11 protein-coding genes and 1 pseudogene are annotated in these 12703 nt (G+C 63.8%); 2 read left to right on the top strand and 10 right to left on the bottom strand.

Annotated elements, in window-relative coordinates; translation table 11 throughout:
• Positions 1-11: 11 nt before the first annotated feature.
• A complete protein-coding gene (locus tag ACX3OZ_RS12530; protein WP_459094609.1) occupies positions 12-584 on the top strand; it encodes an NADPH-dependent FMN reductase in 573 nt (190 codons plus the stop codon).
• Between the two features lie 10 nt (positions 585-594).
• Here ACX3OZ_RS12530 and ACX3OZ_RS12525 read toward each other — a convergent pair whose 3' ends face one another.
• Entirely contained in the window at positions 595-1647 is a 1053-nt protein-coding gene (locus tag ACX3OZ_RS12525; protein WP_459094610.1) for an ornithine cyclodeaminase, read from the bottom strand.
• Positions 1644-2570: an arginase gene (gene rocF / locus ACX3OZ_RS12520; RefSeq protein WP_459094806.1), complete on the bottom strand. Its 927-nt coding sequence runs from the start codon at positions 2568-2570 to the stop codon at positions 1644-1646. The genes ACX3OZ_RS12525 and rocF overlap by 4 nt, the downstream gene beginning before the upstream one ends.
• A 124-nt stretch (positions 2571-2694) precedes the next feature.
• Here rocF and ACX3OZ_RS12515 point away from each other — a divergent pair, with 124 nt between their 5' ends.
• Entirely contained in the window at positions 2695-3132 is a 438-nt protein-coding gene (locus ACX3OZ_RS12515; RefSeq protein WP_459094807.1) for an Lrp/AsnC family transcriptional regulator, read from the top strand.
• A gap of 20 nt (positions 3133-3152) precedes the next feature.
• Here ACX3OZ_RS12515 and ACX3OZ_RS12510 read toward each other — a convergent pair whose 3' ends face one another.
• The 8 genes and pseudogenes from ACX3OZ_RS12510 to ACX3OZ_RS12475 all read right to left on the bottom strand — a co-directional run bounded on the left by ACX3OZ_RS12510 (position 3153) and on the right by ACX3OZ_RS12475 (position 12560).
• Positions 3153-4001 carry an HpcH/HpaI aldolase/citrate lyase family protein gene (locus tag ACX3OZ_RS12510; RefSeq protein ID WP_459104623.1) on the bottom strand — a complete coding sequence of 283 codons (849 nt, stop codon included), beginning with the start codon at positions 3999-4001 and terminating at the stop codon, positions 3153-3155.
• A complete protein-coding gene (locus ACX3OZ_RS12505) occupies positions 3998-4450 on the bottom strand; it encodes a MaoC family dehydratase (protein ID WP_459094612.1) in 453 nt (150 codons plus the stop codon). Before ACX3OZ_RS12505 ends, ACX3OZ_RS12510 begins: the two co-directional genes overlap by 4 nt.
• Positions 4431-6320 (bottom strand): acetyl/propionyl/methylcrotonyl-CoA carboxylase subunit alpha, encoded by a 1890-nt coding sequence (locus ACX3OZ_RS12500; RefSeq protein ID WP_459104622.1) that lies wholly within the window; start codon positions 6318-6320, stop codon positions 4431-4433. Before ACX3OZ_RS12500 ends, ACX3OZ_RS12505 begins: the two co-directional genes overlap by 20 nt.
• Before the next feature lie 5 nt (positions 6321-6325).
• Positions 6326-7849 (bottom strand): annotated as a pseudogene (locus ACX3OZ_RS12495) (carboxyl transferase domain-containing protein); the annotation flags it as partial.
• Between the two features lie 74 nt (positions 7850-7923).
• Positions 7924-9093 (bottom strand): isovaleryl-CoA dehydrogenase, encoded by a 1170-nt coding sequence (locus ACX3OZ_RS12490; protein ID WP_459094614.1) that lies wholly within the window; start codon positions 9091-9093, stop codon positions 7924-7926.
• Positions 9086-10312, bottom strand: a complete 1227-nt coding sequence (locus tag ACX3OZ_RS12485; protein WP_459094615.1) for a dihydrolipoamide acetyltransferase family protein — start codon at positions 10310-10312, stop codon at positions 9086-9088. The genes ACX3OZ_RS12490 and ACX3OZ_RS12485 overlap by 8 nt, the downstream gene beginning before the upstream one ends.
• A complete protein-coding gene (locus tag ACX3OZ_RS12480; protein ID WP_459094616.1) occupies positions 10309-11328 on the bottom strand; it encodes an alpha-ketoacid dehydrogenase subunit beta in 1020 nt (339 codons plus the stop codon). The genes ACX3OZ_RS12485 and ACX3OZ_RS12480 overlap by 4 nt, the downstream gene beginning before the upstream one ends.
• A 2-nt stretch (positions 11329-11330) precedes the next feature.
• Positions 11331-12560 carry a thiamine pyrophosphate-dependent enzyme gene (locus tag ACX3OZ_RS12475; protein WP_459094617.1) on the bottom strand — a complete coding sequence of 410 codons (1230 nt, stop codon included), beginning with the start codon at positions 12558-12560 and terminating at the stop codon, positions 11331-11333.
• Positions 12561-12703: the final 143 nt, after the last annotated feature.

Genomic DNA, 12703 nt, shown 5'->3' with positions numbered 1-12703 from the left:
AGGAGAGCCCCATGACCACGTTCAAAGTCGGCTACTTCGTAGGCAGCCTTGCCACTGCCTCTATCAACCGCAAGCTGGCCATGGCGCTGGTGCGGCTGGCGCATCCTGGGTTCATCATGAGCGAAATCCCGTTCCGCGACCTACCGCTCTACAGCTATGATTATGACGCGGACTATCCGCCCGTCGCCCGGGCCTTCAAGCAGGCCATCGCCGATGTCGATGCGGTGCTGTTCGTGACCCCGGAATATAACCGCTCGATCCCCGGCGGTCTCAAAAACGCCATCGACTGGGCCAGCCGGCCCTGGGGCCAGAATGCCTTCACCCGCAAGCCCTCGGCGGTGATCGGCGCCTCGATCGGCTCCATCGGTACGGCGGTGGCGCAGCAAAATCTGCGCAGCGTACTCAGCTTTTCCAACTCGCCGCAGATGAACGCGCCGGAGGCCTATATCCATTTCACCCCCGGCCTGATTACCGCCGAGGGCGAGGTGAACAATGACAGCACCAAGGAGTTCCTGCGCAACTACATGGCCGAGTTCCACCAGTTCGTCGCCCGCGTCTACACGGCCCTGCCGCGCGGCGAATAATCCGGCTGTATCAGGCCGGCTCCTGCGCCCGGAGCAACATACCGAATAGATCGCGCGGCTCATTGGGGTCGGCGAGCAGGTCGAGTTCGTTGTAGTGGCCGCTGTCGACAAGCTGATCGCGCACATAGCGCAGCGCTGAAAAGTCTTCGATGGCGAAGCCCACGGAATCGAACAGCGTGATCTGCTTGCCACTGGCCCGGCCCGGCACCGTGCCGCCCACAACCTGCCAGAGTTCGGTGACCGGATGGTCTTGCGCCAGTTGCTGGATTTCGCCCTCGATACGGGTCTGCGGCGCGAATTCCACGAAGATGTCGGAGCGCAGCAGAATGTCCCGATGCAGCTCGGTCTTGCCGGGGCAGTCGCCGCCGACAGCGTTGATATGGATGCCGGGCCCGATCATGTTGTCGGTAAGGATGGTCGCGCATTGCTTGTCGGCAGTGATGGTGGTGATGATCTCGGCGCCCTCCACCGCTTCCTGCCCGCTGTCGCAGATGGTGATATCAAAGCCCATGCCGGCCAAATTCCCCTGGCATTTGAGCGACGCGGCGCGGTCGATGTCATAGAGGCGCAGCCGGTCGATGCCGAGCACGGCCTTGAAGGCCAGTGCCTGGAACTCGGACTGCGCGCCATTGCCAATAATGGCCATGGTGCGGGCGCCCTGCGGCGCCAGATATTTCGCTGCCACCACTGAGGTTGCGGCGGTGCGCAAGGCGGTCAGGATGGTCATTTCCGACAGCAGCAGCGGATAGCCCGAACCGACATCGGCCAACATGCCGAAAGCCGTCACCGTCTGGCGGCCCTCGCGCATGTTCTTGGGGTGGCCGTTGACATATTTGAAGCTGTAGAGCTGGGCGTCGCTGGTCGGCATCAGCTCGATCACGCCGTCCGGGCTGTGCGAGGCGACGCGCGGCGTCTTGTCGAACTGCTCCCAGCGACGGAAATCGTCCTCGATATAACTGACGAGTTCAGTGAGAAAACGCTCGAAGCCGATGCCAAGCACCAGCTTCATCATCGAGTCGACGCTGACAAAAGGCACCACGGCGAGGCGGGAAGGGGCGGTCATGGGGCCGGGCTCCAGGTCTGGCGATCCATGATACGGCGGCCCATCAGGCTGGCCGTCAGATCGACCATGAGGATGGCGGTGCGGCCGCGCTCATCGAGGAACGGGTTGAGTTCGACGAGGTCAAGGCTGCTCACCAGATGGCTGTCCGAGAGCATCTCCATGACCATATGTGCCTCCCGAAACGTGGCGCCGCCGGGAACACAGGTGCCGACGGCAGGCGCGATGGACGGATCGAGGAAATCGACATCAAGGCTGACATGGAGCAGCCCGTTCTCGTCGGCCACGCGCTTGAGGAAAGCGCGCAGCAGCGGCGCGATGCCATATTCATCGATTTCCCGCATGTCGTGCACGACGACATTCACCTCGGCCAGCGCCTGGCGCTCGGCCGGATCAATGCTGCGCAAGCCCAGGATGCAGATGCGCGACGGCTCGACGGCGACCGGCAGGTCGGGGAAATAGCCGGCGAACCCCGGCCGCCCGGCACCATAGGCCAGCGGCACGCCATGCAGATTGCCACTGGCGCTGCTGTCGAGCGTGTGGAAATCGGCATGGGCGTCGAGCCAGAGCACGAAGAGCGGGCGCCCGCTTTCCGCTGCCCGCCGCGCCAGCCCGGACAGTGTCCCCGCCGAAATGGAATGATCGCCGCCGAGGAAGATCGGCATGGCGTCATCGGCCGCCTGATAGGCGGCAGCGGCAATGGAAGCGACCCAGTTGGAGATTTCGGGCAGCGCCTTGAGCGCCGGATTGCTGTGCACCAGCGGGCGTGCTGCGCTGCGCTGCACCGTGCCGATATCCTCGACAATATGCCCAAGCGCCTCCAGCGTGCTGACAAGGCCCGCCGTGCGCAGCGCGCTCGGCCCCATCTCGCAGCCCATGCGTCCGGCGCCATCCTGCACCGGCACACCGAGTATTCTGCAGCGCATCATTGGCCTCCCTTTGCTTGCTCACTAACCAAGCGCAACCGGCTGGCGGAATGAACAGTCTGAATTGGCAATTCTCCGACAATGACCTATCATTTCGGCGGTAGGAGGTTCCAAAGTGGGTGATATGGACAATCTGGACGAGAAGCTGGTGACGCTGCTCCGCCATGACGGGCGCTGCTCGATCTCCAATCTGGCGATTGATCTGGGGGTCTCGCGGGCCACGGTGCGCGCCCGCCTCGAGCGGCTGGAACGTCAGGGCGATATTCTGGGCTACACCGTAATCCTGCGCGCCGACGCGCTGGACCAGCAGGTGCGCGGCGTCATGATGGTGGATGTCGAAGGCCATGCGGCCGACAAGGTGGTGCGGACGCTGGGGGGCTTTCCCGAAGTGGTGGCCATTCACACCACCAATGGCCGCTGGGATCTGGTCGTGGAACTCGCCACCGAAAGCCTGACCCAGTTCGACGTGGTGCTGCGCAAGGTAAGGCTGGTGCCCGGCATTACCGGCAGCGAGACCTCGCTGCTGCTCGCCACCCCGCGCTCGACCAAGGCGCGCCTATGATGGACTGACGGCTTACGCCATCAATCCAGTTTTTCACCGGCCAGTGCGAGCAGGCGACGGGCCTGCAGCAGATGCGGGCGGTCGATCATCCGATTATCCAGCCGCAGCGCGCCGGCGTCCGGATTGGCGGCGAACGCGGCGATGACCGCCCTGGCATGCGCGATCTGCTGCGCATCGGGGGTAAAGCCGGCATTGATGATGGGGATTTGGCGCGGATGGATCGCCATCATGCCGCCAAAACCATCCCGGCGGGCGCGCTCAACATAGCGGGCCAGCCCCTCCAGATCGTCCAGCGCCGGATAGACCGTTTCGATGGCCTGAACTTGGGCGGCATGGGCCCCGAACAGCGTCAGCGAGCGCACCAATTCGATGGGCGGTGTGTAGCTGCCATCGGCCAGCCGCGCTGAAATGGCTCCGATCGCCGCCGGCAGGTCTTCCGCCCCCCAGGTTAGCCCCAGCAGATGCTCGGTCACCGACGCGTAACTCCCCAACTGGAAGATCGCAGCCGGTGTTTCGGTGGCGATAGGCAGCAACCGGGTTTGGCCCACCACTTCGCCGTAACGCCGGAAAAACTCGCTGATCGATGCCGCGCCCTCGGCTTTCGGCAAGACAATGCCATCGGCGCGTCCCGCTATCGCTGCAACATCGAGGTCGATATCCGCGCTATCCAGCGGGTTGACCCGCACCAGGTAGGGTAGCTCGTTGTGCTCGCCTATAAACGCCGCCACCGCCGCGCGGGCCGCTGCCTTGCGCTCGGGCACCACCGAGTCTTCGAGGTCCAAAATCAGCGCGTCGGCCCCGCTCGCTGCCGCCTTGGCGAAGCGTTCGGGCCGGTCGCCCGGCACAAATAGCAGCGAGCGCAATCTCATAGCGGTGTCCGGCTGAGCATCGCCATGCGCAGGCATTGGCAGACGATCTGGCCGCTCTGATTGGTCAGCCGATGGGCAAAGGTGACGATGCCGGCTTCCGGGCGCGACTGGCTGTTGCGCAGCTCAACCACCTCGGATTGGCAGCGTAGCGTATCGCCGATAAACACCGGCTTGGGCATTACGACCTTGTCGTAGCCCAGATTGGCCACCAGCGTGCCCAGCGTGGTGTCGCTGACGCTCAAGCCGATCATCAGCGCAAAGGTGAAGGTGCCATTGACGATGATCTGGCCGAATTCGCTGGCCTTCGCCGCCTCGGCATCGAGATGCAGCGGCTGGGTATTGTGCGTCATCACGGTGAACAGCAGATTGTCGGTCTCGGTGACCGTGCGCCGCACCGCATGCTCGATCACATCGCCGACGGCCCATTGGTCATAGTATTTTCCGGCCATGCTCGCTCTCCTCATCGCCGATCAAACGCACCAGCATGGAACCCTCATCCACCTGCGCGCCTTCCACAGCGCCAATCTCGTTCACCGTCCCGTCGAACGGCGCCGTCACCGCCAGCTCCATCTTCATGGCTTCCACCACCACCAGCGTCTGTCCCTTGCGCACAGGCTGGCCCTGCTGGACCAGAACCGCAATGACCCGTCCCGACATCGGCGAGGTGAGCAAACCATCCGAAGCGTGTAAATGTGTCCCGGCATCCGTCCGGTGCAGGCGCAGCCTGAAGCGCTCGCCGCCCTCATGCAGCTCATGGCTGGGCTGCGGCTGGGCACGGCCCACCAGCCCATCAGTCTCCACCGTATAGGGGCGGTCGAACTGGTCCATCAGTCTGGCGCCACGCACCGGCGCGGCGTTCAGCCGGAAGCCGGACCGCACCGTCCATGGCGTATTGCCGAGTGGCCCCAACAACTGATCCGCCGCTTGGCGCAGTGCCTCTTCGCTCGGGGCCGGTATCTGGGTCAGCGTCTCGATCTCGCGCGCAATCAGCCCGGTATCCAGCCTTGCGGCGTCAAAATCGGCATGACCCAGCAGGCGACATAAAAACCCGGCATTGCTCGCCAGCGGCCCCACCACGCCCTGATCCAGCGCCTGCCGCAGCGTTGCGATGGCGCTGGCCCGGTCCGGCGCATGCGCAATCAGCTTGGCAATCATCGGGTCGTAATAGGGGCTGATCGTGTCGCCGGCTTCCACGCCCGCATCGACGCGAACCTGGTCCTGAGAAAAGCTGAACTGCTCCAGCAGCCCCACCGACGGCAAAAATCCCTTGGCCGGGTCTTCCGAATACAGCCGCGCCTCGATGGCCCAGCCAGTGATGGTCAATTCGTGCTGCTGCTTGGGCAGGGCTTCGCCGCTGGCGACGCGCAATTGCCATTCCACCAAATCCTGCCCGGTAATGGCCTCGGTCACCGGATGTTCCACCTGCAGACGGGTGTTCATTTCCATGAACCAGATGCGGTCAGCGCGCAGCCCGGCGCTGGCGTCGGCGATGAACTCAATCGTCCCCGCCCCGACATAGCCCACTGCCTTGGCCGCTTTCACCGCCGCGGTGCAAATCGCCTCCCGCGTCGCTGCGTCCATGCCCGGCGCCGGCGCTTCCTCGATCACCTTCTGATGCCGGCGCTGCATGCTGCAATCGCGCTCGAACAGATGCACCACCTGCCCATGACTGTCGCCAAACACCTGCACCTCGATATGGCGCGGATTATCGATCCATTTTTCCAGCAGCACGATGTCATTGCCAAACGCCGCTGCCGCCTCGCGCTGGCACGAGCCGAGCGCCTCGGCGAAGTCTTCTGGCTGCTCGACCCGCCGCATGCCTTTGCCGCCGCCGCCCGCCACCGCCTTGATCAGCACTGGATAGCCGATCAGCGCGGCTTCGCTGGCGAGCCGCTCCGCCGATTGATCATCCCCGATATAGCCCGGCGTCGTCGCCACCCCGGCCTGCTGCATCAGCAACTTGGCGGCGTCCTTGCCCCCCATCGCAGCAATCGCCTGCGGCGGTGGGCCAACCCAGATCAGCTCCGCATCCAGCACCGCCTGCGCAAACGCAGCATTCTCCGACAGAAACCCATAGCCGGGATGGATCGCCTGGGCTCCCGCCTCTCTTGCAGCAGCGATGATCTTGCCGCCATCGAGATAGCTATCCCGCGCCGGCGCTGCGCCAATATGGATGGCCTGATCCGCCAGCCGCACATGCAGCGCCCCCGCATCGGCGTCGGAATAAACCGCAATGGTCCGCACGCCCAAGCGCTTGGCGGTCCGCATGATGCGGCAGGCGATCTCTCCGCGATTGGCGATCAGCAGCGATCCGATCATGGTGCTCACATCCGGAACACGCCGAAGCGCGCCTGTCTGGGGAAGGGGGCATTGAGCGTCGCGGCAAAAGCCAGCCCCAGCACGTCGCGCGTCTGCGCCGGATCGATCACTCCATCGTCCCACAGCCGTGCCGTGGCGTACCAGGGATTGCCCTCGGCCTCATATTTGGCGCGGATCGGCTCCTTGAACGCCTCCAGTTGCTCGGCCGACCAGTTCGCCGCATCGGCATTGACCGTCGCCAGCACCGACGCCGCCTGCTCGCCGCCCATCACCGAAATCCGGCTATTCGGCCACGAAAACAGGAAGCGCGGCGAGTAGGCCCGTCCGGCCATACCGTAATTGCCCGCCCCGAAACTGCCGCCAATCAGCACGGTGATCTTGGGCACCTGCGCCGTCGCCACTGCCGTCACCAGCTTGGCGCCATGCTTGGCAATGCCCTCGGCCTCATAGCGCCCCCCGACCATGAAGCCGGAAATATTCTGCAAAAACAGCAGCGGAATGCCACGCTGACAGGCCAGCTCGATGAAATGCGCGCCCTTGAGCGCGCTTTCCGAATACAGCACGCCATTATTGGCCAGAATGGCGACCGGCATCCCCCAAATACAGGCAAAGCCGCAGACCAGCGTCGCGCCATACAGCGCCTTGAATTCGTGAAATTCACTGCCATCGACGATCCGCGCAATGATTTCGCGCACGTCATAGGCGGTCCGCCCATCCTCGGGAATCACCCCATAAATGCTCTCCGGCGCATAAAGCGGCGCCACCGGCTCGCGCAATTCGACATCGGGCACATGGTCGGCCGGTAGCGTCGAGACGATATCGCGCAGCATGGTCAGGGCATGTTCGTCGCTATCGGCCAGATGGTCGACCACGCCGGATTTGCGCGCATGCAGATCGCCGCCACCCAGGCTTTCCGCGTCGATTTCCTCGCCGGTCGCCGCCTTGACCAGCGGCGGTCCCGCCAGAAAGATTGTCCCCTGATCGCGCACGATGATCGACTCGTCCGACATCGCCGGCACATAGGCGCCACCCGCCGTACAGCTCCCCATCACGCAGGCGAGCTGGGCAATGCCCTGCGCCGACATATTGGCCTGATTGAAAAAGATGCGCCCGAAATGGTCGCGGTCGGGAAACACTTCGGCCTGATGCGGCAGGTTGGCGCCGCCCGAATCCACCAGATAGATGCAGGGCAGGCGATTGGCCTCGGCGATTTCCTGCGCCCGCAAATGCTTCTTCACCGTCATCGGATAATAGGTGCCGCCTTTGACGGTAGCGTCATTGCAGGCGATCATCACCTGCCGACCGCTGACCCGTCCGATGCCGGCAATCATCCCCGCGCCCGGCACCGCATCGCCATAAAGCCCATTGGCGGCAAGCTGGCCGATTTCGAGAAACGGTGAGCCGGGATCGAGCAGCGCCTCCACCCGGTCGCGCGGCAACAATTTGCCCCGCGCCACATGCCGTTGCCGCGAGGCCTCGGTGCCGCCCAAAGCCGCCTTTGCCACCCGCGCCGCCAGCTCGTCACGCAACGCCAGATGATGCGCCTGCCGCCGCTGAAACACCGCGTCGCTGGTTGAGACCGTGCTGACAATGACCGGTGCGCTCATGCGGTCTTCCCGATTAGTTCGCGGCCGATCAGCATGCGGCGGATTTCATTGGTGCCGGCCCCGATATCGAGCAATTTGGCATCGCGCATGAAACGCTCCACCGGCCAGTCCTTGGTATAGCCGGCCCCGCCCAACGCCTGGATCGCCTCAAGGCTGACCCGCACCGCGTTTTCGCTGGCATAAAGAATGGCCCCAGCCGCATCGGCCCGCGCCATCTGCCCCGCGTCGCAGGCCCGCGCCACGGCATAGACATAGGCTCGCGCCGAATTCAGTGACACATACATATCGGCCACCTTGGCCTGGATCAGCTGGAACGAACCGATGGCTTTGCCGAACTGGTGGCGTTCGCGCACAAAGGGCAGCACCACGTCGAGACACGCCTGCATGATGCCGAGCTGAATGCCCGCCAGCACCGTCCGCTCATAATCCAGCCCCGACATCAGCACCGCCACGCCGCCATTTTCCGGCCCCATCACATTCTCGATCGGGACGACGCAGTCCCTAAACACCAGCTCCCCGGTCGGACTGCCGCGCATCCCCATTTTCTCGATATGCTGGCCCACCGCAAAGCCCTTCATATCCTTGTCGATGATGAAGGCCGTCAGCCCTTTGGAGCCGGCATCTTGCGCCGTGCGGGCATAGACCACCAGCGTCTGCGCATAGGCGGCATTGGTGATCCAGAATTTGGTGCCGTTGAGCACATAATGATCGCCCTTGCGGTCGGCCCGCAGCTTCATCCCCACCACGTCCGAGCCGGCATCGGCCTCCGACATCGCCAGCGCCCCGACATGGTCGCCCGAAATCAGTCCCGGCAAATATTTCTGCTTCTGCGCCGCATTGCCCCAGCGGCGGATCTGGTTGACGCAGAGATTGGAATGCGCGCCGTAAGACAGCCCGACCGAGGCGCTGGCCCGCGACACTTCCTCGATGGCCACCACATGTTCGAGATAGCCCAGTCCCAGCCCGCCAAACTCTTCTTCCACGGTAATGCCATGCAGCCCCAGCGCCCCCATTTCGGGCCACAGTTCCATGGGGAAACGGTCCTCCGCATCGATGGCAGCCGCCAGCGGCGCGATGCGCTCATCGGCAAAGCGGTGCGTGGCTTCGCGGATCATGTCCGCATTCTCGCCCAGCGCAAACTCGAAACCGGAAGTCAGATCACTCATGGCGCGTCTCCTGTTTCGGCATTTCGATGAACAACAGGGCCGGCTGCTCGATCAGCCGTTTCAAGCCTTGCACGAAACGCGCCGCCTCGTGACCATCAATGATGCGGTGATCGAAGGACGACGACAGATTCATCATCTGGCGAATGACGATCTGCCCCTCCAGCACCACCGGCCGCTGCACCAGCTTGTTGGGACCGATAATAGCGACTTCTGGCGCGTTGATGATCGGGGTGGCGGCAATGCCGCCCAACGCGCCCAGGCTGGTCAGGGTAATGGTCGAGCCCGACAATTCCTCACGTGTGGCGCTGCCATCGCGCGCGGCGGTGGTGACGCGACTCAGTTCGCGCGCCAACCCCCAGAGGTCCAACGTCTCGGCATGGCGCACCACCGGCACCATCAGTCCAGCTGCGGTCTGCGTGGCAATGCCGATATGCACCGCGTCGTGTTGCTGCAACACGCCCGCTTCGTCATCGTAACGCGCATTGACCGACGGAAATTCCGTCCGCAATTTCACCAGGGCGCGCATGAAAAACGGCAGCAGCGTCAGCTTGGGCCGGGTCTCGCCGCGTTCGCCATTGAGCCGCGCCCGTAAGTCTTCCAGCACCGTCATGTCGAATTCCTCGACATAGCTGAAATGGGGAATGCGGCGCGTCGCCTCTGCCATCCGTTCGGCAATCTTGCGGCGCAACCCGGTAATCTTGATTTCGGTGATGCCGGCCGAGGGAGCAGACTGCGCCGCATGCCGCTCGATATCCTGCGCGGTAATGATGCCATGGGCGCCGCTGCCGCGTACCGCTTCCAGCGCAATCCCCAATTCGGCGGCCCGCCGTCGCGTCGCCGGCGCCGCCAGCGGCGCGGCGTTCGTGGGGGCTTCTGCCGCGTTCGGCGTCACCGCGATTGGCGCGACCGGCTCAGCAGCGGGGGCAGGGGCAGACAGGACTGGTGTTGCCGCTACGCTTGGCCCGACCGCTTCCCCGGCTTCGGTCTCGATTTCAACCAACACGCTGCCCACCGGCACCATGTCACCAACGGCGCCATGGATCGCCAGCACCACGCCCGCCACCGGCGAGGTCATGTCGACCGTCGCCTTGTCGGTCATTACATCGACCAGTGATTGATCCTCGGCGATTGTGTCGCCCGGCTTGACATACCAGCCGGTGATTTCGGCCTCGGTCACCCCTTCGCCAATGTCGGGCAGTCGGAACAGGAAATTGCTCATGCCGGTTCCTCCATGCAACGCCGCAGGGCCTTGGCGACCCGGGCGGGACCGGGGAAATAATCCCACTCGAAGGCATGCGGATAGGGCGTGTCCCAGCCCCCTAGCCGTTCGATGGGGCTTTTGAGATGATAAAAGCACCGCTCCTGCACCAGCGCCGACAGCTCCGCGCCAAAGCCGGCAAAGCGTGAGGCTTCATGCACGATGAGGCATCTTCCGGTCTTGCGCACCGATTCCGTGATCGCTTCGATATCCAGCGGCACGATGGAGCGCAGGTCGATCAATTCGGCGTCGATCCCGGTTTCGGCAATCGCCGCCTGCGCCACATGCACCATGGTGCCATAGGCCAGCACGGTGACCTCCCGGCCTTCGCGCAAGGTGGCGGCCTTGCCCAGCGGTACGCTGTAATAGCCCTCCGGCACCTCGGCGGCGGGGTGTCCCGCCCAGGATTTGAGCTGCTGGTCATGATGGCCGTCGAACGGGCCGTTATAGATGCGCTTGGGCTCGAGAAAGATCACCGGATCATCGCATTCGATGGAGGCGATCAGCAGCCCCTTGGCGTCATAGGGATTGGACGGGATAACGGTCTTGAGCCCGGTCACATGCGCGAACAGCGCCTCCGGGCTCTGGCTATGCGTCTGGCCGCCAAAAATGCCGCCGCCATAGGGTGAGCGCACGGTAATCGGCGCCCAGAAATCCCCATTGGAGCGATAGCGCAGCCGCGCCGCTTCCGACACCAATTGGTCAAAGGCCGGCAGGATGTAGTCGGCGAACTGGATTTCCACCACCGGCCGCAGCCCATAGGCGCCCATGCCGATGGCGGTGGCGACAATGCCGCCTTCCGAAATCGGCGTATCGAAACAGCGCGTCACCCCATGCCGGGCCTGCAGATTGTCGGTCACGCGGAACACGCCGCCGAAATAGCCGACATCTTCGCCGAAGATCAGCACATCGGGATCGCGCGTCAGCATGACATCGAGAGCATCGTTGAGCGCCTGGATCATACTCATTTCGGCCATGCTCAGATCCCCAATTCGCGGCGTTGTTCGAGAATGCGCCAGTCGGGTTCCTTGAACACGCCCTCGAACATTTCGCCCAAATGCGGCTTGCCATGGCCCAGCGTGCCAATGGCCTCGCCCTGTTTCACCGCCTCGCGCACCGTCTGGTCGAGTTCAGCCAGCAGCGCCTCATGGCGGGCGTCGTCCCAATGGCCGGTTAGGTTCAGATGCTGGCGCAGGCGCTCGATCGGATCGCCCAGCGGCCAATGCTCGGCCTCGTCGACGGGCCGATATTTGCTGGGGTCGTCGCTGGTCGAGTGTCCGCTGGCGCGGTAGGTAAAAAACTCGATCAGCGTCGCCCCGCCATTGCGCCGCGCCCGCTCGGCCGCCCATTGCGTGGCCGCCCACACCGCGAGGAAATCATTGCCGTCGACCAGCAATCCCGGCAGGCCATAGCCGATGGCTTTCGAAGCAAAAGTGGTGCTGTCCGCGCCGGCCAGTCCGGAAAAGCTGGAAATCGCCCATTGATTGTTGGTGACGCAGAGAATGACCGGCGCGCGATAGACACTGGCAAAAGTCAGCGCTTCGTGGAAGTCGCCCTCGGCAGTGGTGCCGTCGCCGACATGGCCGATGGCGATCTTGTCGTCGCCTCTATAGGCCGAGGCCATGGCCCAGCCGACGGCATGTCCATAGCGGCTGCCGAGATTGCCCGAGAGCGAATAAAACCCATATTCCCGCGCCGAATAGAGGATCGGCAGTTGCCTGCCCTGCAGCGGGTCCTTGGCATTGGAGAAAATCTGGTTCACCAGCGCGTCGAGCGGATAGTTGCGCGCCATCAGCCAGCCGAGATAGCGATAGGTGGGAAAGCTCATATCGCCCGCGCCCGCCACCAGCGCCTGCGCCACGGCAATGGCCTCTTCGCCGGTCGACTTCATGTAAAAGCTGGTCTTGCCCTGCCGCTGCGCCCGAAACAGTCGCTCATCGAACACCCGCGTCAGCAGCATGGCGCGCAGCCCGGCCAACAGCGTCTCCGGCGCGATCTCCGGCGCCCACGGCCCGACCGCCGCGCCGCTGTCATCCAGCACCCGGACCAATTGGAACGGCAGCTCCCGCATTGCGTCGTGATCGGTCAGCGGCTCCGGGCGCGCCACGAGGCCTGCCGGCGGAATATGGATATGGCTGAAGTCAGGTCTATCGCCGGGCCGGGTCGTCGGCGCCGGGATATACAGCTGCAGTTTTCCGTCGTCTCCCATGCCTCGCCCTCCCAAGCGTGGTTCCTAGAGAAGACTATGGCAGCGCCGCCGGAGAGTTTCCTTGCTTTCATATTGCCATTGGCGGGCTGGATAGGATGGATAATTGCTTTTTGCCGGAGATTTTAGGATGATCGATGCAAATA

The sequence above is a fragment of the Devosia sp. A369 genome, assembly GCF_054489345.1.
Note: the sequence above shows the minus strand (reverse complement) of the source record. Positions and strands in the feature narration are given on the sequence as shown.

Coding starts and splice junctions, on each gene's coding strand:
- ACX3OZ_RS12530 (WP_459094609.1), top strand. CDS start 12: ATGACCACGTTCAAAGTCGGCTACTTCGTAGGCAGCCTTGCCACTGCC.
- ACX3OZ_RS12525 (WP_459094610.1), bottom strand. CDS start 1,647: ATGACCGCCCCTTCCCGCCTCGCCGTGGTGCCTTTTGTCAGCGTCGAC.
- rocF (WP_459094806.1), bottom strand. CDS start 2,570: ATGCGCTGCAGAATACTCGGTGTGCCGGTGCAGGATGGCGCCGGACGC.
- ACX3OZ_RS12515 (WP_459094807.1), top strand. CDS start 2,695: ATGGACAATCTGGACGAGAAGCTGGTGACGCTGCTCCGCCATGACGGG.
- ACX3OZ_RS12510 (WP_459104623.1), bottom strand. CDS start 4,001: ATGAGATTGCGCTCGCTGCTATTTGTGCCGGGCGACCGGCCCGAACGC.
- ACX3OZ_RS12505 (WP_459094612.1), bottom strand. CDS start 4,450: ATGGCCGGAAAATACTATGACCAATGGGCCGTCGGCGATGTGATCGAG.
- ACX3OZ_RS12500 (WP_459104622.1), bottom strand. CDS start 6,320: ATGATCGGATCGCTGCTGATCGCCAATCGCGGAGAGATCGCCTGCCGC.
- ACX3OZ_RS12490 (WP_459094614.1), bottom strand. CDS start 9,093: ATGAGTGATCTGACTTCCGGTTTCGAGTTTGCGCTGGGCGAGAATGCG.
- ACX3OZ_RS12485 (WP_459094615.1), bottom strand. CDS start 10,312: ATGAGCAATTTCCTGTTCCGACTGCCCGACATTGGCGAAGGGGTGACC.
- ACX3OZ_RS12480 (WP_459094616.1), bottom strand. CDS start 11,328: ATGGCCGAAATGAGTATGATCCAGGCGCTCAACGATGCTCTCGATGTC.
- ACX3OZ_RS12475 (WP_459094617.1), bottom strand. CDS start 12,560: ATGGGAGACGACGGAAAACTGCAGCTGTATATCCCGGCGCCGACGACC.